Source organism: Promicromonospora noduliphila, from assembly GCF_056951025.1.
Genome location: NZ_CM167806.1, coordinates 3720923 through 3739144 on the forward strand (window position 1 = coordinate 3720923; position 18222 = coordinate 3739144).

General features: G+C 72.8%; 15 protein-coding genes. 1 reads left to right on the forward strand and 14 read right to left on the reverse strand.

From position 1 onward, the window contains the following. Positions 1-67: 67 nt before the first annotated feature. From AC0QU1_RS16355 to AC0QU1_RS16390, 8 genes are all read right to left on the reverse strand, one after another. Entirely contained in the window at positions 68-580 is a 513-nt protein-coding gene (locus AC0QU1_RS16355) for a hypothetical protein (protein ID WP_483570730.1), read from the reverse strand. After that, positions 577-1350, reverse strand: a complete 774-nt coding sequence (dapB, locus tag AC0QU1_RS16360) for a 4-hydroxy-tetrahydrodipicolinate reductase (protein WP_483570732.1) — start codon at positions 1348-1350, stop codon at positions 577-579. The genes AC0QU1_RS16355 and dapB overlap by 4 nt, the downstream gene beginning before the upstream one ends. A gap of 80 nt (positions 1351-1430) precedes the next feature. Further along, positions 1431-2759, reverse strand: coding sequence for a M16 family metallopeptidase (locus AC0QU1_RS16365; protein WP_483570734.1), 1329 nt, complete (start codon positions 2757-2759; stop codon positions 1431-1433). Between the two features lies 1 nt (position 2760). Further along, positions 2761-5013, reverse strand: a complete 2253-nt coding sequence (locus AC0QU1_RS16370; RefSeq protein WP_483570736.1) for a polyribonucleotide nucleotidyltransferase — start codon at positions 5011-5013, stop codon at positions 2761-2763. A 239-nt stretch (positions 5014-5252) separates the two neighbouring features. Beyond that, positions 5253-5522, reverse strand: a complete 270-nt coding sequence (gene rpsO, locus AC0QU1_RS16375; protein WP_483570738.1) for a 30S ribosomal protein S15 — start codon at positions 5520-5522, stop codon at positions 5253-5255. Between the two features lie 297 nt (positions 5523-5819). Further along, on the reverse strand, positions 5820-7730 hold the full coding sequence (locus AC0QU1_RS16380) for a peroxidase family protein (RefSeq protein WP_483570740.1): 1911 nt from the start codon (positions 7728-7730) through the stop codon (positions 5820-5822). 234 nt (positions 7731-7964) lie between these two features. Next, positions 7965-8987: a bifunctional riboflavin kinase/FAD synthetase gene (locus AC0QU1_RS16385; protein ID WP_483570742.1), complete on the reverse strand. Its 1023-nt coding sequence runs from the start codon at positions 8985-8987 to the stop codon at positions 7965-7967. A 177-nt stretch (positions 8988-9164) separates the two neighbouring features. Next, positions 9165-9758, reverse strand: coding sequence for a TetR/AcrR family transcriptional regulator (locus AC0QU1_RS16390; protein ID WP_483570744.1), 594 nt, complete (start codon positions 9756-9758; stop codon positions 9165-9167). A 123-nt stretch (positions 9759-9881) separates the two neighbouring features. Here AC0QU1_RS16390 and AC0QU1_RS16395 point away from each other — a divergent pair, with 123 nt between their 5' ends. After that, entirely contained in the window at positions 9882-11072 is a 1191-nt protein-coding gene (locus tag AC0QU1_RS16395) for a hypothetical protein (protein WP_483570746.1), read from the forward strand. A gap of 25 nt (positions 11073-11097) precedes the next feature. Here AC0QU1_RS16395 and truB read toward each other — a convergent pair whose 3' ends face one another. The 6 genes from truB to rimP all read right to left on the reverse strand — a co-directional run bounded on the left by truB (position 11098) and on the right by rimP (position 18169). Beyond that, entirely contained in the window at positions 11098-12246 is a 1149-nt protein-coding gene (gene truB / locus AC0QU1_RS16400) for a tRNA pseudouridine(55) synthase TruB (protein ID WP_483570748.1), read from the reverse strand. A 184-nt stretch (positions 12247-12430) separates the two neighbouring features. Then, a complete protein-coding gene (rbfA, locus tag AC0QU1_RS16405; protein ID WP_483570750.1) occupies positions 12431-12868 on the reverse strand; it encodes a 30S ribosome-binding factor RbfA in 438 nt (145 codons plus the stop codon). Positions 12869-13023: 155 nt separating this feature from the next. Continuing rightward, a complete protein-coding gene (gene infB, locus AC0QU1_RS16410; protein WP_483570752.1) occupies positions 13024-15984 on the reverse strand; it encodes a translation initiation factor IF-2 in 2961 nt (986 codons plus the stop codon). 177 nt (positions 15985-16161) lie between these two features. Further along, the gene (locus AC0QU1_RS16415) at positions 16162-16518 is read right to left on the reverse strand and encodes a YlxR family protein (RefSeq protein WP_483570754.1); all 357 of its coding nucleotides are present in this window, start codon (positions 16516-16518) and stop codon (positions 16162-16164) included. Between the two features lie 6 nt (positions 16519-16524). Further along, the gene (gene nusA / locus AC0QU1_RS16420) at positions 16525-17574 is read right to left on the reverse strand and encodes a transcription termination factor NusA (RefSeq protein WP_483570756.1); all 1050 of its coding nucleotides are present in this window, start codon (positions 17572-17574) and stop codon (positions 16525-16527) included. Between the two features lies 1 nt (position 17575). Further along, positions 17576-18169, reverse strand: a complete 594-nt coding sequence (rimP, locus tag AC0QU1_RS16425; RefSeq protein WP_483570758.1) for a ribosome maturation factor RimP — start codon at positions 18167-18169, stop codon at positions 17576-17578. Positions 18170-18222: the final 53 nt, after the last annotated feature.

The window sequence follows — 18222 nt, forward strand, 5'->3', positions numbered from 1 at the left end:
CACGCAAGGCCGCAAGGCGCAGGACTCAGACCGCAGGACTCAGACCGCAGGACTCACGCCGCAGGACTCAGGCCGCCGACGCCCGCCTGGCGCGGTAGAGGCCCGCCGCCTTGCGCAGCGCCTCGCGCGCCCGGCGGCGGTCGCCCGCCGCGTCGTACGCGAACGCGAGGTGGTACCAGGCGCGCCAGTCCTCGGGAGCGGCCTCGACCGCCGCCCGGCGCGGTTCGAACGCCTCGTCCGCCGCTGCCCGGTCGATGCGCCCGCCCGGCGACCGCGGCAGGTCGTCCACCGGGAGGTTCCCCTCGGCGAACAGCGTGTCCGCCATCCGCTGCACGGTCGCCGCCAGCCAGTACTCGCGCGCGATCAGCCCGATGACCAGCAGCGGGATGACCAGCACGCCGATGCCGATCGCGATCAGCACCGGCTCGCCGGTGCCCACCATCGAGACGCCGCGGCCCGCGATCTGCACCACGTACAGCACGAGCAGCACGGTCACGGCGACGGCTCCCGCCAGTCCCCTGGGCAGCTTCCAGCGCGACGACGGCCGCCCGCCCGCGCGACCGAGCTCCGGCCCGCTCACGACAGGTCCAGCACGTGCTCGAGGCCCACGGTCAGCCCGGGACGGGACACCACGGAGCGGATCGCGAGCAGCACGCCCGGCATGAACGAGGCCCGGTCGAACGAGTCCTGCCGGATCACGAGCTGCTCCCCCTCGTTGCCGAACAGGATCTCCTCGTGCGCCACCAGCCCGCGCAGCCGCACGGCATGCACACGCACGCCGTCGACGTCGGCCCCGCGCGCCTCCCAGCCCGCCTCAGTCGCGTCGGGCGACGGCCCGAGCCCCGCCTCGGCGCGCGCCCTGGCGATCGCCGCCGCGGTGTGCCGGGCGGTGCCCGACGGCGCGTCCACCTTCTTCGGGTGGTGCAGCTCGACGACCTCCGCGGACTCGAAGTAGCGGGCGGCCTTCGCCGCGAACGTCATGGCCAGCACCGCCGACAGCCCGAAGTTGGGGGCGATGAGCACACCGAGCGAGCCGGTACTGCCCGTGCCGCGGGGCGAGAGCTCGGCGAGATGCGCCGAGACGCGGCCGCGCGCGGCGTCGTCCCAGCCCGTTGTACCGACCACGGCGTGCACGCCGGCGTCGAGCACCGCGTGCACGTTGGCCTCGGTGACGGCGGGGACCGTGAAGTCCACGGCGACGTCGGCGCCCGCGAGCGTCTCGGCGTCGACGGTGTCGGCCCGGCCGAGCCGGGCGACCAGCCGCAGGCCGTCGGCAGCCTCGACCGCCGCGCAGGCCTGCGTGCCCATCCGCCCGCTCGCGCCGAGCACGGCCACCTTGATGTCACTCACGATCTCCACCCCAGTTCCCCGCGGAGTGCCGGGCAGTCGCCCTTCCGGAAGGGCGGCTGCCCGGCACTCCGCGGTGCGGTTCAGTTGTCGAACGGGCCCACACGGACCACGGACCGCGGGCGGGCGGCCAGGTCGCGGGCCAGGTCCTGCACGTCGGCGGCCGTGACCGCCTGGATGCGCTCCAGCGACTCGGCCAGCGACAGCAGCTCGCCGTACACGAGCTCGGCCTTGCCCAGCCGGCTCATCCGCGACCCGGAGTCCTCCAGCCCGAGCACCGTACCGCCGCAGAGCTGGCCGACGGACCGCTTCAGCTCGGCCTCGGTGATGCCGTCGTTCGCGAGCTTCTCGAGCTCCTCGACCAGCAGGTCGGTGACCTGGTCTGCCTTGGCGGCCGCGCAGCCCGCGTACAGGCCGAACGTGCCGAGCCCGCCGTGCGCGGACGCGAACGAGTACGTCGAGTACGCCAGGCCCCGCTTCTCGCGGATCTCCTGGAACAGCCGGGACGACATGCCGCCGCCCAGCACCGCGTTCAGCACGGACAGCGCGAAGCGCCGGTCGTCCGTGGCCGAGATGCCGGTCGAGCCCACGATGATGTTGGCCTGCTCGACCGCGCGCGTCACGGTCCGCTCGGCGCCCGCCTCGGGCACCCCCGCCCGGTCCTCGACATCGGCCCTGCGGTCGCGCGGCGCGGTCGCGGCGTCGAGGTCCCATCCGCCGTCGGCCAGGGCCTGGGAGACCTGCTGCACGAGCCGGTCGTGGTCGATGCCGCCCGCCGCCGTGACGACGAGCGTCTCCGGCTGGTAGTTCCAGCGGTAGTGGTCCCAGACGGCGTCGCGCGGTACGGCCCTGATCGTCTCGGGCGTGCCGCCGATGGGGCGGCCCAGCGCATGGTCCCCGAGCACGACGGCGGAGAACTGCTCGTGCACGACGTCGGTCGGGTCGTCGTCGTTCATGGCGAGCTCTTCGAGGATGACGCCGCGCTCGGTCTCCAGCTCGTCGGTGTCCAGGCGCGCGGAGGTGACCATGTCGGCGATGACGTCGACCGCCATGGGCAGGTCGGAGTCCAGCACGCGCGCGTAGTAGCAGGTGTGCTCCTTGCCGGTGGCCGCGTTCGCCTCACCGCCGACGGCGTCGAACGCCTCGGCGATGTCCATCGCCGTCCGCCGGGTGGTGCCCTTGAAGAGCAGGTGCTCCAGGAAGTGCGTCGAGCCGAAGTGGCCGTCGGTCTCGTCCCGCGAGCCGACGCCGATCCACGCGCCCACCGTCGCCGAACGCTGGCCCGGCATGTGCTCGGTGAGCACGCGGACGCCGCCGGGCAGGACGGAGCGACGGATCGTCGCCCCGTCCTGCCCGGCGGTCAGCTCGGCACCGGGCTCGCCCGCGGGGACGAGCGGCAGGTGCCACGTCATGTCACGCGTCCGCGGGTGCGGGGGTCTCGGTCTCGGCGGCCGGCTCGGCGTCGCCGGCGCCGGCCGACTCCTCCTCGTCGGTGACGGCGACCAGCGACAGCTTGCCGCGCGGGTCGATCTCGCCGATCTCGACCTGGACCTTCTGGCCGATCGACAGGACGTCGTCGACGTTCTCGACGCGCTTGCCGCCCACGAGCTTGCGGATCTGGCTGATGTGCAGCAGACCGTCCTTGCCCGGGGACAGCGAGATGAACGCGCCGAACGACGTCGTCTTGACGACGGTGCCGACGAACCGCTCGCCCACCTCGGGGACGTGCGGGTTGGCGATCGCGTTGATCGCCGCGCGGGCGGCCTCGGCCGAGGGGCCGTCGGTGGCGCCGATGTACACGGTGCCGTCGTCCTCGATGGAGATGTCCGCGCCCGTCTCCTCCTGGATCTGGTTGATCATCTTGCCCTTGGGCCCGATGACCTCGCCGATCTTGTCGACCGGGACCTTCACCGTGATGACGCGCGGGGCGTTCGGGGACATCTCGTCCGGCACGTCGATCGCCTCGGCGAGCACCTCGAGGATCGTCAGGCGCGCGTCGCGCGCCTGGCCCAGGGCGGCCGCGAGGACCGACGCCGGGATGCCGTCGAGCTTGGTGTCGAGCTGGATGGCGGTGACGAACTCCTTGGTGCCTGCGACCTTGAAGTCCATGTCGCCGAACGCGTCCTCGGCGCCCAGGATGTCCGTCATCGCGGCGTAGCGGGTCTCGCCGTCCACCGTGTCGGACACGAGGCCCATCGCGATGCCGGCGACCGGCGCGCGCAGCGGCACACCGGCGTTGAGCAGCGACAGCGTGCTCGCGCACACCGAGCCCATCGAGGTCGAGCCGTTGGAGCCGAGGGCCTCGGACACCTGGCGGATCGCGTACGGGAACTCCTCGCGGCTCGGCAGCACCGGCACCAGGGCGCGCTCGGCGAGCGCGCCGTGGCCGATCTCGCGGCGCTTCGGGCTGCCCACGCGGCCCGTCTCACCGGTCGAGTACGGCGGGAAGTTGTAGTTGTGCATGTAGCGCTTGCGCGTCTCCGGACCGAGCGAGTCGATCTGCTGCTCCATGCGGAGCATGTTCAGCGTGGTGACGCCCAGGATCTGGGTCTCGCCGCGCTCGAAGATCGCCGAGCCGTGCACGCGGGGCAGCACCTCGACCTCGGCCGAGAGGGTGCGGATGTCCGCGAGCCCACGGCCGTCGATGCGGATGCCCTCGGTCAGCACACGCTGGCGCACGAGCTTCTTCTGCAGCGAGCGGAAGGCCGCCGACAGCTCCTTCTCGCGGCCCTCGAACTGTGCGTCGAGCTGCGCGTGCAGGCTGTCCTTGATCTCGTCGAGCGTGTTCTCGCGCTGCTGCTTGTCCGCGATGGTCAGCGCGTCGCGCGTCGCGGCGGTGCCAGCGGCCTCGACGGCGGCGTAGGCGTCGTCCTCGTAGTCCGGGAAGAGCGGGAACTCCTGCGTCTCCTTGGCGGACTGGGCGGCGAGCTGTGCCTGCGCGTCGCACAGGGCCTTGATGAACGGCTTGGCCGCCTCGATGCCCTCGGCGACGACCTCCTCGGTCGGCGCCGCGACGCCGTCGTTCTTGATGAGCGTCCACGCGTCGTCGGTGGCCTCGGCCTCGATCATGGCGATCGCGACGTCGTTGCCCACGACGCGGCCGGCCACGACCATGTCGAAGACCGCGCGCTCCTTGTCGGAGTACTTCGGGAACGCGACCCACTGGCCGTCGACCAGCGCGATGCGCACCGCGCCGACCGGGCCGTCGAACGGCAGGCCGGAGATCTGGGTCGACGCCGACGCGGCGTTGATCGCCAGCGTGTCGTACGCGTCGTCCGGGTGGATCGCCATGACGGTGATGACCACCTGGACCTCGTTGCGCAGGCCCTTGACGAACAGCGGGCGCAGCGGGCGGTCGATCAGGCGGCAGGCCAGGATCGCCTCGGTCGACGGGCGGCCCTCACGGCGGAAGAACGAGCCGGGAATACGGCCCGCTGCGTACATCCGCTCCTCGACGTCCACCGTCAGCGGGAAGAAGTCGAACTGGTCCTTGGGGTGCTTGCCGGCTGCCGTGGTCGACAGCAGCATGGTCTCGCCGTCGAGGTACGCGGCGACGGAGCCGGCTGCCTGCTTGGCGAGGCGCCCGGTCTCGAACCGGACGGTACGGGTGCCGAAGCGGCCGTTGTCGATGACGGCCTCGGCGAACTGGATCTCGGGACCCTCCACGGGTGCCCTCCTTGTTCTCTCGGTGTGTTCTCTTGGAACGCCCCCGCACCCGACGGTCATCGATCGAGGCCCACCGAGCCGCCGCCCGTGAGAGCGGGGGCTCGGGAAGCCACTACCGAGGACCGGACGAGGTCGCGGCGGCGTTGTTCGAGCTGACGCTGTTGAGTTGTTGTACTACAGCATCTCACCAGACCAGCCCGGCCCCCGCGACGGGGGCCGGGCTGGTCTTGGTGTCATGGTCAGCGGCGCAGGCCGAGCTTGTCGACGAGCGCGCGGTAGCGCTCGATGTCGATCCCCTTGAGGTAGCCCTGGAGACGACGGCGCTGGCCCACGAGGAGCAGCAGACCACGACGGCTGTGGTGGTCGTGCTTGTGCTCCTTGAGGTGCTCGGTGAGGTCCTTGATGCGCTGCGTGAGGAGCGCGATCTGCACCTCCGGCGAACCCGTGTCGCCCGGCTTGGTCCCGTACTCGGAAATGATCTGCTGCTTGGTGGCAGTGTCGAGCGGCATGGCTCTCCTTCGGTGTTGTTGCGCGGTGCTCCGGGACTGATTCACCGGGCGCTCTGGGTCCGCGGCCGTTCTAACGGCGATCCAACATTACCAGTGCTGGACGCCGCTGCCCGACGGCGCAGGTGAGACCTCCCGCACTCGGCGGGTGACGGGCGCGGGCTCGCCCTCGACGTTGGCCCGGCCTGATGCGGGTCCAGATCGGCTCCGGAGAAAGATGCCTCGCGGGGAGGGGTTGCGGAGAGTGAACATTGTGCACTCTCCGTAACCCCTCCCCGCGAGGCGCTTCTCCCCGAACCTCTATGCCCCGTCGTGACCCGCGTATCCCGTGCCGACGCGGCGGAAGACCGGCGCACCGGTGGCGTCCCGGTCGATCGGGGATACCCCCGCGAACGCCAGGAGGTCCGAGATCGTGGTGATGAGGCGCCGGTCCTCGAAGCGCACCCCGTACGCCGGCGTCCAGTCACGGCCCGGCCGACGCAGGTACGACTCGTCGTCCAGGCGCAGCAGGTAGACGAACGTCTCCACCAGGATGCGGCTGCCCACCTCGCCGAGGAAGTTGCCGTTGCCCTGGACCTCCGCCTCCTTGAGCACGTAGTACCACAGCGGCGTGCCGTCCAGGTCGTCGAGTGCCGCCACCACCTCGGGCGCCGCGTTCTGCCGGAGCTGCTCCGGGGTGAGCGGGCGGACCCGCAGCTCCTCGGCCACGGCCTCGCCCGTCGGGATCGCCAGCATGTAGCCCCGCAGCAGGTTGCGCTGCGCGAGCTGCTTGAGCAGCGCCTTGACGGGCTCAGGGGCCGAGTTGCCCTCGTTGAGCAGGTCGCCGAGACCGTCCGCCAGGAACGGGTCGATCTTGCGGGCCATGCGGAACGTCAGGGGGTCGCCCTTGTCGGTCAGCCGTGGCCACTCGACGGGCCAGTTCGACGGCAGGGCCGGGAACGGGCTGGCGGGGTCGGGCGACAGGCCGCCGTTGCCCGTGAACTGGAAGAGCTGGCGCAGCGTCGCCACGCCGCCCGGACCGTTGCCCGTGAAGTTGACGTTGAAGTCGTACGCGCCGCGCACCATCGAGTGCCCGAACCGGAACGCCGCCACCGCGAACTCCAGCGGCATCGCCACGCGGCGGGCGGGCCGGAACAGCGACGGCCCGGTGGCCAGCACCGAGTCGAGCACGCCTGGCTTGGTGAGGGTGCGCAGGTAGTCGTTCACCACGAGCCACTGGTAGTGGAACCGGACGAGCTGCTGCGCGCGGTCGAACAGCTCCCGCTCGGTCGTCGCGGCCCACGGCTCGTGGTCCGCCACCCAGTCCACGACGGCGTTGTGGAACCGGATCATCGCCACGTGGAACTGCGCCACCACGAGGTTCTCGTCGTTGCGGCTGTCCGGGATCAGCGGCACGCGCTCGCTACCCGGCTCGGCGCTGCGCGGCAGGTCGCGCTGCGGGTCGTCGCCGGGCGCCACGAGCTGGAACCCGGGGATCGGCTCGGTCGAGACCCGGCCGAGCCGCAGCTTCGCCGAGCCGGGCACGTAGGCGGCCTCGCTCCGGGTGGTCCCGCGGTCCTTCTCGCCCTCGAACCGCGGGCCCGAGCCGTACAGGCTGTCGAGGTCGAGCAGCGGGACCCGCCCGTTGTGCAGGCTGCGCCGGACGACTCCCGGCGCGAAGGTGCGGAACGGGTCGCTGACGACGTCGCCGAGGGCCTGGTCGCCGCCCGGCCCGGTGCCGTCGTCGGGGCCGTTGGTGTTGAGCGTGATGTCGTGGTCGATGAACTGACCCCAGTAGGTGTAGATCGACGGGACCGTCGAGTCGCGCGACGGCACCGGCGGCGCGCCCGGCGCCGGCGGCCCGGCGGGCGGCTCGATCATCCCGGCGCCGAGCCGCAGGAGGGCGTCCCTGGTCGCGTCGAGGTGCTCACCGTCGGGCAGGTGGGACTGCGGGTAGCGCGCGGCCAGGCCGCGCAGCAGGTAGTCGAACGACGTCGTCGCGTCGAACCGGTGCTCGCGCAGGTCGCGGCGCACAGCCGCCTCCGTGCGCGGCATGAGCGTCGCGGTGCTCTCGCGGGGGTCGGCCAGGTCGTCGGCGTCAGCGGGGACGAAGACGCCGCCGTGCCCGATCCGCCGGACCGTGCGGCCGGCCGGCGTCTGCGCCAGGTCGACGGCCTCGTGCGGGGTGCGGTTGGGGTCGCCCTGTGCGGGCGCCTGGGTGGTCTGGACCATGGGTGTGTCTCCTTCGCTGGGGTGAAGGCCCTCCACCAGTGAAGGACGGCCGGCCCCGGGAACCGTGACCCGTTCGGCCCGGCCGGTTCACCTCCGGCCGACAATTCACCCAGCCGCTCGCCGGCCCACCGGTCCCGCCCCGCCGCGCCCGCCGGCTCAGCGGCCCAGCGACCTGCCTCCCGACCCGCTGGCCCGCTCGCTCGCGCGCCCGCCGGACCGCCCCACCGCGCCCCGCTACGGCCGCAAGATCTTCCGGGTGCGCGCCACGTCGTCGTTCATCTGGGTGATGAGCGGCTCCATGCCGTCGAACCGGAGCGTCGGCCGCAGGTGGGCCACGAACTCCAGCGCCACCGTCTGGTCGTACAGGTCGAGGTCGGTGCGGTCGAGCACGTACGCCTCGACGCGGCGCTCCACGCCGTCGAACGTGGGGTTGGTGCCCACGGAGATGGCGGCGGGCAGGATCTCCTCCTGCCCCAGCCCGGCGCCGGACACCGCCGCGCGGTCGCGCTCGGGGCCGGCGAGGCTGGCGCACGTCGCCGCCGTGCCGCGGCGCAGCCAGCCCGCGTAGACGCCGTCGGCCGGGACGAGCCCGGTGATGTCGCCCAGGTTGGCGGTGGGGAAGCCCAGCTCGCGGCCCCGCGCATCGCCGTGCACGACGGTGCCGCGCACGAGGTGCGGGCGGCCGAGCACGTCGGCGGCCTGGCCGACGTCACCCTCGGCGAGCAGCGCGCGCACCACCGTCGACGACCACCGCTGGTGCCCCTCGCCCTCTGGCGGCGCGGAGTCCCCCACGTCCTCGATGGCGACGACCTCGAACCCGTGCTGCCCGCCGAGCTCGACCATGGTGGCCAGCGTGCCGGCGTTCTGCTTGCCGAACCGCACGTCGTGGCCCACGACCACGGTGCGCGCGCCCAGGCCGTCCACGAGGTAGCGGGCGACGAACTCCTCCGGCGTCTGGGCCGCGAAGTCGAGCGTGTAGCGCACCAGCAGGATCGCGTCGAGGCCGGTGCGCTCCATGAGCGCCAGCCGGTCCTCCAGCCCCGTGATCAGCTCGGGGGCCGACTCGGGCCGGTGGACCGCCGACGGGTGCGGATGGAACGTCACGGCGACGGCGCTGGCCGCGTCGCTCCGGGCGAGCCGGAGGATGCGGTCGAGCACCGCCTGGTGGCCGCGGTGTACGCCGTCGAAGTTGCCGATCGTCACCACTGATGGCCCGAATCCCGGGGGAACCTGTTCCAGGTCCGTCCACAGCTGCACGCGGGTCGCTCCTCATGAATCGGGTGGCGCAGGTGCGACGGCCGCTCACGACCGTCCCGCACCGATCGTCAAGCCTAGCCGGAGCCCGGGGGTGCCTCGTGGACTGTGCGGCAGGAGTCGCCCGGGCGTCTGCACGCAGGAGCCGCCAGGCGGCGGCACGGCAGAAGCCGCCGGGCGTCAGTGCGGCAGGAGCTGCCGGGCGGCGTCCAGGTAGGCCCGCGGATCGAAGCCGTCCAGCATGGCCGACTGGACGATGAACCCCTGGCCCAGGCCCAGGAGCACGGGCAGCACCCGCGCCACCGCCACGTCGACACCGTCGGGCGCACGGTCCGGATCCGCTTCGTACCAGCGTCGCACGGTGTCCTGGAAGGTCTCCCTGAGCGCGCCGACGGCGGTGTTCACGACTTTCCGCACCTCCGGGTCCACCGTGGACTCACCCCAGAGCTGGACCAGGAGCCGGAGGTCGAACCCCTCGTGCATCAGGCCGGTGAGCATGATGTCCAGCACCTGGCCAGGGGACGGCGGGTCCCCGACGGCCGCTGCCGCGACCAGGTCAGCGGTGCGGCGGGCCATCATGTACCGGGCCGCCGCCTTGAACAGCTCGCTCTTGCCCTCGAAGTGCCCGTAGATCGCCCCGGCCGACAGTCCCGTCTCGGCGATGATGTCCGCCATCGAGGTGTGCTGGTAACCCTTGGTGGCGAACGCCCGCTGGGCCGCCTCGAGGATCTCCGTGCGGCGGGCGACGCGACGCGCCTCGCTGATCTTCGGCACCGGCCACCCTCCCGTCGTCGGGCCCAGGGTCGATGCCCGGGGCGATTGACAAGCATACGGTCGCGGGACCATCGTGGGCCATAAAGAACGAGCGTTCGTTTTTTTATCGAGAGAGAGCATCCCATGTCCCAGGACGCGCCAGCGCCGCACACCCCGGCGGGCCGCGTGATCGGCACCGCCGTCGCACTCACCCTCGTCCTCACCGTCATCGTGCTCGCGTTCTCGTGGCCGTCGGTCACGTCCGAGCCCAAGGACCTGCCCGTCGCCGTCGTCGGGTCCGACGACGCCGTCGCCACCCTCCGCGACACGCTCGCCGAGCAGCAGCCCGGCGCGGTCGACCTGGTCGAGCTGGACGACCGGGAGGCCGCCGTCACGGCGATCGAGACCCGCGAGGTCTACGGCGGTGTGGTGCTGGGCGACGTCGCGGCGGGCGAGGCACCGGAGATCCTCACGGCCTCGGCGGCGAGCGGGGTCACCCACCAGCTCATGACGCAGCTCGGCACGCAGATGCAGCAGGGCATCCAGGAGCAGGCCAACGCAGCGACGGCGGAGGCGCTCGCCGCCGCGCAGGCCCGGGCCGTCGAGGCGGTCGAGACCGCGGTCCGCGAGGCGCTCGAGGCGGCGGCCCGGGGCGAGCAACCCCAGGCGCCGCCGTCGGGCGAGGCCGAGGCCCCGGAGATCCCCGAGGTCCCGCGGGTGACGGTCACCGACGTGGTCCCGCTGTCCGCCGACGACCCGCGCGGGACCGGCTTCACCGCAGCCCTCTTCCCGATCCTGCTGGGCGGCATGATCGGCGGCATCGGCATCTCGCTCGCCGTGTCCGGCGCGCTGCGGCGGGTGCTCGCCGTGATCGTCTACTCGGTGGTCGGCGGCGCGATTCTCGAGGGGATCCTGCACTTCTGGTTCGGCTCGATCCAGGGCGACTGGCTCCTGGAGTCGGCGGCCCTGACCCTGGCGATCGCCGCGATCGCCGCCCCCATCACCGGGTTCGTCGCGGTGCTGGGCCGGCCGGGCATCGCGCTCGGGCCGGTGCTCATGATGCTGGTCGGCAACCCGATCTCCGGCGCTGCGATGCCGAGCGAGTTCCTGCCGTGGTACTGGGGCGAGATCGGCCAGTGGCTGCCGCCGGGCGCGAGCGCGACCCTGCTGCGCGACGTCTCCTACTTCCCCGACGCCGACGCGTCCCAGGCGTGGCTGACGCTGGGCATCTGGGCCGCCGCTGGGGTGCTGCTGTCGCTCGTGGGCCACGCCCGGGCGACGGGGGCGGCGCGGCCCGCTGCACAGCCGACCTCCGTGCAGACTGTCTCGGCCTGAGGGCCCCTGACGCGAGCACGCCGGCTCAGGTAGCCGGCGCGAGCACCAGCACCGGCCGGGCGAGGTTCTCGCCCCGCCGCCGGGTGTCCTCCAGCAGCGCCACCAGCGCGCCCGACGGCGACAGGGCCGCCACGACGTCGGAGCGCCCCGACGGCTCGACCCACTGGCCGTAGCCCAGCGCGCGCACCTCCACCTCGTCGAGCTCGCGGACCGGGAAGGTGCCGCGGGCGGCGTCGGCCAGCGGGAGCGTCGCGAGCGTGCCGTCGGCGTCCGCCTGCGCCTCCAGCTCCTCCAGCGTGCGGGCACCGGCCAGGTCGTAGCCGCCCACACGGGTGCGGCGCAACGCCGTCAGGTGGCCGCCCGTGCCGAGCGCGGCGCCGAGGTCGCGCGCCAGGGCGCGCACGTAGGTCCCGGACGACACGGTGACGCGCACGTCGACGTCGACCACCGGCACGTCGCGCGTGGGCCCGTCGCCCGGCTCCGCGGCGCTCGGCGCCAGGCCGGGCACGGCGGCGGAATCGTCGTCGACGGGATTTCGGCGAGCGGAACCGCCGTCCGCGGGAACCAGGCCGGCCGCGTGAGCCTCACCACGGTTCTCGGGAGCCTCGACGTAGACGTCAGCAAGATCGCCGTCAGGCACCGCCGTCGTCCCCGGGCGGACGTCCAGGACGTCGAACCGGGACACCGTGACCGGCCGCGCCTGGAGCGCGACCTCCTCCCCCGCGCGGACGCGCGCGTAGGCGCGCCTGCCGTCCACCTTGATCGCGGACACCGACGTCGGCACCTGCAGGATCTCGCCCGTGAGCCCGGCGATCGCGGCGTCGAGCGCCGCCCGGTCCACCCGGCCGACGGCGTCCGCCTCGGCCACCGCGACGACCCCGCCCTCTGCGTCGTCCGTGGTGGTGGCCACGCCCAGCCGGATGGTGGCGTCGTAGTCCTTGTCGGCGCCCACCACGTAGGTGAGCAGGCGGGTCGCCTTCCCGATCCCGAGCACCAGCACGCCGGTCGCCATCGGGTCCAGCGTCCCGGCGTGGCCCACCTTGCGCGTCCCCGCCAGCCTGCGCATCCGCCCGACGACGTCGTGGCTGGTCCAGCCCTGCGGCTTGTCGACGACGACGAACCCGTCGGCGGCCGTCGGGCGGCGTACGGGTACGTCAGGGCTGGGGGAAATCATGGGTACCAGTATCTCGCGGCTCCGGCGTCCTGCGCGGTGCACGACGGCGTCACGGGTGTGCGGCAGCGTCACGGCACCGTTGTCCGGCGCGCGAACGGCGCCGGAACGCACGCCGCGCGAACGGTGGCGGAACGCACGCCGCGCGGACGCCGACGCACCGCCGTGCCGACGCGGTGCCCGGAGGTCACTCCGCCTCGTCGTCCTCGCGCGGCTTCTTGTACGGGTCCTCATCGCCCGCGTACCGGGCCCCGGCGCGCAGCGCCTCCAGCTCGGCGTCCCGCCTGCGGGCCTCGACCAGCGCGGCGTCGAGGTGGGCGGCCGCCTCGGGCACGGAGTCGAGGTGGAACTCGATGGTGGGGGTCAGGCGGACACCGGTCTGCTTGCCCACCTCCGAGCGGATCATGCCGGTGGCGCTCTTCAGCGCCGCCGCGGTGCCCGTCCGGTCCTCGTCCGAGCCGTAGACCGTGTAGAACACCGAGGCGTTCTGCAGGTCACCGGTCACCCGGACGTCCGTGACCGTCACGAAGCCGAGCCGCGGGTCCTTGATCCGCGTGTCGATCATCTGCGCGACGATCACCTTGATGCGGTCGGCGAGCTTGCGGGCCCGCGGGTTGTCGACCATCTTTCTTCCTTTCCGAGGTCACCGAGCCGGAGCCCGGTGCACCCGTCAGCGGCTCGCGTACGAGCCGGACGGACGGGTCACTCGGGGTGACCTGTCCGTCCGACCCGCCTCAGCGGGCCTGACACGTGCACCGGGCTCCGGCACGGCGAGAAACGTCAGTCGCGCGGCTTCTCGCGCATCTCGAACGTCTCGATGACGTCGCCCTCGGTGACGTCGTTGAACGACCCGAGACCGATACCGCACTCGAAGCCCTCGCGGACCTCGGTGACGTCGTCCTTCTCGCGACGCAGCGACTCGATGGTGAGGTTGTCGCCGATGACCGTGCCGTTGCGCAGCACGCGCGCCTTCGTGTTGCGGCGGATACTGCCCGAACGGACCACCGAACCGGCGATGTTGCCGAACTTCGAGGAGCGGAAGACCTGGCGGATCTCCGCGGTCCCGAGCTGGACCTCCTCGTACTCCGGCTTGAGCATGCCCTTGAGGGCCGCCTCGACGTCCTCGATCGCCTGGTAGATGACCGAGTAGAACTTGACGTCGACGCCCTCGCGCTCCGCCAGCTCCTCGACGCGCTCGCCGTACTTCACGTTGAAGCCGATGATCACGGCGCTGTCGACGGTCGCGAGGTTGACGTCGTTCTGCGTGATGGCACCCACACCGCGGTGGATGACACGCAGCTGCACCTCCTCGCCCACGTCGATCTTGAGCAGCGCGTCCTCCAGCGCCTCGACGGCACCGGACACGTCGCCCTTGAGGATGAGGTTGAGGCTCTCGACCTTGCCCTTCTTGAGCTCGGAGTCGAAGTCCTCGAGGCTGATCCGCTTGCGGCGCTTGGCCAGCGTCGCGGCGCGCTCCGCCGCCTCACGCTTCTCGGCGATCTGGCGGGCGGTGCGGTCGTCCGGCGCCACGAGGAACGTGTCGCCGGCGCTCGGGACGCTCGTCAGGCCCAGCACCTGGACGGGGCGGGCGGGCAGCGCCGCCTCGACCGAGTTGCCGTGCTCGTCGAACATCGCGCGGACGCGGCCGTGGGCCGTGCCCGCGACGATCGCGTCGCCGACGTGCAGCGTGCCGGACTGGACCAGCACCGTGGCCACGGAACCGCGGCCCTTGTCGAGGTTGGCCTCGATGGCCACGCCGCGCGCGTCCTTGGACGGGTTCGCGCGCAGGTCCAGAGCCGCGTCGGCGGTCAGCAGGACGGCCTCGATGAGGTCGTCGATTCCGATGCCCGGCTTCGCCGCGACGTCGACGAACATCGTGTCGCCGCCGTACTCCTCCGCCACCAGGTTGTACTCGGTGAGCTGCTGACGCACCTTCGCCGGGTTGGCACCCTCGACGTCGATCTTGTTGACGGCGACCACGATCGGCACACCCGCGGCCTGCGCGTGGTTCACGGCCTCGACCGTCTGCGGCATCACGCCGTCGTCGGCCGCGACCACGAGGATCGCGATGTCCGTGACCTGCGCACCACGGGCACGCATGGCGGTGAACGCCTCGTGACCCGGGGTGTCGATGAACGTGATGGCACGCTCGACGCCCTCGTGCTCGTGCGTGATCTGGTAGGCACCGATGTGCTGGGTGATGCCGCCGTGCTCGCCGGCCACCACGTCCGACTTGCGGATGGCGTCCAGGAGCTTGGTCTTACCGTGGTCGACGTGACCCATGACGGTCACGACCGGCGGACGGGCGACCAGGTCGTCGTCGGACTCCCCTGCCTCCTCGGCCTCCAGGTCGATGTCGAACGACCCGAGCAGCTCGCGGTCCTCCTCCTCGGCCGAGACCATCTCGATCACGTAGCCGAGCTCCGCGGCCAGCGTGCCGAACGTGTCCTCGTCGAGGGACTGCGTGGCCGTGGCCATCTCGCCCAGGTGGAACAGCACGGTGACGAGCGACGCGGGGTTCGCGTCGATCTTGTCCGCGAAGTCGTTCAGCGACGCGCCGTGGCGCAGCCGGACGACGGTGCTGCCGTTGCCGCGGGGAACCTGCACGCCGCCGAGCGACGGGGCCTGCATGGCCTCGAACTCCTGGCGCTTCGCCCGGCGCGACTTGCGGCCGCGGACCGGCTTGCCGCCGGCGCGCCCGAAGGCGCCCTGCGTGGCGCCACGACCGCCGGCACCGCGACGCGGGCCGCCGCCGAAGCCGCCGCCACCGCCGCCGGGACCGGGACGGCCCGGAGCACCGGCACCGGCGCCGCCCGGACCGGGGCGGCCACCGCCGCCGGGGCGACCACGGCCGCCACCCGGGGCCGGGCGGTCGCCCGGACGCGGCATGGAGGTCTTGCCCGGCATCATGCCGGGGTTCGGGCGCGGGCCACCGCCACCGCTGCCGCCGGGACGGGGCGCGGAGGGACGGGGACCACCCGGGCGAGGACCGCCCGAGCGCTCGGCGGTGGGCTCGCCACGGTCGGGGCGCTGCCCCGGTCGGGGCATGCCCTGGCTCGTCGCGAACGGGTTGTTGCCCGGGCGCGGGTTGCCGCCACCCGGACGATCGCTGCCGCCAGGGGCCGGGCGACCGCGCCCACCACCGGGACGGGGCATGCCCTGGCTCGTCGCGAACGGGTTGTTGCCCGGGCGCGGGTTACCGCCGCCGGGTCGGGCGCCACGGCCGGCGTCGCGCCCGGGGCGCGCGCCCGACGGCGTCGCGCTCGGCCGCGGTGCGCCTGGCTTGGGCGCGGCGGCCGGCTTCGGCGCGCCGGGCTTGGGCGCGGTGCTCGGCTTAGCCGACGCCGCGGGCGCGGCGGATGCCGCGGGGGTCTCCTCCGGCGCGGGGGCCGGTGCCGCCGGGGCAGGGCTCGGCGCCGGGGCGGGCGCGGCCTCTGCCTCGGTCCTGCTGGGTGCCGGTGCCGGGGCCGGCGTGGGAGCCGGGGCGGCCGGCTTCCTGGCCGCGGGCTTCGCGGCCGGCTTAGGTGCGCTCTTCGCGGGGGACTTCGCCGCTGCGCCCTTGTCGGACGGGCCGGCAGCGCCACCGACCGGGAACTTGTCGCGCATACGCCGCACGACGGGCGGCTCGAGCGTCGACGACGCCGAGCGAACGTACTCGCCTGCCGACTTCAGCTCGGCCAGCAGGGTCTTGCTCTCCACTCCGAGCTCCTTGGCGAGCTCGTAGACGCGGACCTTTGCCACAACTCTCCTGTCTTGGTCCGTCCCAAGACAGGGAGGACCACCATTAGTACTGAGTACTCATCGCTGGGGACTCATCGGGTGCCCATCGGCTTCTGACCCGCTTCCTTGTCGACGAATCGCTGAGTTCGGCCGGGCGCTCGGTCGCGCCCGGTCGGGACGGTCTTGCGGTCACCACTCTCACCGGCCGAGGTGTGCTCGTACCTCACCGAGGTCGAGAGGCCCGTCCGCACGCAGTGCGCGTGGGACGGCCCTGCGACGCTCGGCGAGCTCCAGGCACCGCGGCTCCGGGTGAACCCAGGCGCCGCGACCCGGCAGACTGGCACGGACATCGACGATGACCCGCCGTGGCTCGGCCACGCCGTCGTCATGCACCGGGTCCAGCACCAGACGCAGGAGTGCAGACCGCTGGTCGCGCTCCCGGCATCCGACGCACGTGCGCACGGGACCCAAGACGGGCTGTGCCGGATCGGGTACGAGGCAGGTCGAAAGACGGGCGCGTGGCCCAGACTCGGACAGTCTACCGCGCCGACCCACCGGGCGTTACCGGCCGCCGGGCGCGTCGGCAGCCGCGCCACCTGCACCGGCGTCCGCCGCCTCGTCCGACCGGATGTCGATGCGCCACCCCGTCAGCTTCGCGGCGAGACGGGCGTTCTGCCCCTCCTTGCCGATCGCGAGCGAGAGCTGGTAGTCGGGTACGACCGCCCGCGCGGCCCGCGCGTCGGCGTCGACCACTGTGACTGACGACACACGGGCGGGCGACAGGGCGCTCGCCACGAAGGCGGCCGGGTCGTCGCTGTGGTCGACGATGTCGATCTTCTCGCCGTGCAGCTCGGCCATCACGGCGCGCACCCGGGCGCCCATCGGGCCGATGCACGCGCCCTTGGCATTGAGCCCGGCCACGCGGGACCGGACGGCCATCTTGGTGCGGTGCCCCGCCTCGCGGGCGATGGCGGTGATCTCCACCGAGCCGTCAGCGATCTCCGGGACCTCGAGCTCGAAGAGCTTGCGCACCAGGTTCGGGTGCGTACGGCTCAACGTGATCTGGGGGCCCTTCATTCCGCGGCTCACCTCGACCACGTACGCGCGCAGCCGCTCGCCGTGCACGTACTCCTCCGTCGGCACCTGCTCGTGCGGCGGGAGCACGGCCTCTGTGCCGCCCACGTCCACCAGCACGACGCGCGGGTCGCGGCCCTGCTGGATGACGCCGGCCAGCACCTCGCCCTCCTTGCCGCGGAAGGTGCCGAGCACCTGGTCGTCCTCGGCGTCGCGCAGCCGCTGCACGATCACCTGGCGGGCCGTCGCGGTGGCGATCCGGCCGAAGTCCTGCGGCGTGTGGTCGAACTCAGGCCCCAGCTCGACGACGGGACGCGCCTCCGGGTCGTCCGGGTCCGCCGGTACGGGCAGCTCCTCGCGTGCCCAGACCGTGACGTGGCCCGTCGACCGGTCCACCTCGACGCGCGCCCGGTGATAGGCGTCGGGGGTGCGGTGGTAGGCCGAGAGGAGAGCCTGCTCGATGGCCGCGACGAGGACGTCCAGGCTGAGATCTCTCTCGCGCTCCAGCATCCGCAGGGTGGTCATGTCGATGTCCATGTCAGCCTTCCTCGTTGCGGCCGCGGTGACCCTCGGTCGCGTCGTCCGAACCAGCACCGTCCGAGTCGTCGTCGGTGTCTTCACCTGCACTCTCGCCCAGTTCCGCGCCCTCGGCATCCTGGACGTCCTCCAGTCGTCTGAGCTCGACCTCGATCTTGCCCTTGACGATGTCACCCAGCGGGATCCGCCGGTCGCCGCCGAGCACGACGACGTCGCCGTCGGCGTCGGGCAGGACGTCGGTGACCCGGCCCTCCGCGCGGCTGCCGTCGGTCAGCTTCAGCGTGACGAGGCGGGTCCGGGCGCGCTTGAAGTGCCGCAGCTCGGTCAGCGGCCGCGCGGTGCCAGGCGTCGAGATCTCCAGCGTGTACGCACCGGGCACGACGTCGTCCTTGTCGAGCGCTGCGGAGATGGCGCGCGACGCGTCGCCGAGGGCGTCGGAGTCCAGGCTGCCGACCGCGTCGTCCGGCAGGTCGATGGTGATCCGTACCACCGACTTGCTGCCTGCGCGGGTGGTGGTCACGTCCTCCAGGTAGAGCCCTGCGGCCTCGACCACCGGACCCACCACCCCGCGGACCGCGTCCGCCTGCTGTGTCATCGACTGCCTCCCGTCGGCTCCCCCACGTGCGGGGCACGGTTCGAGCCGGAACG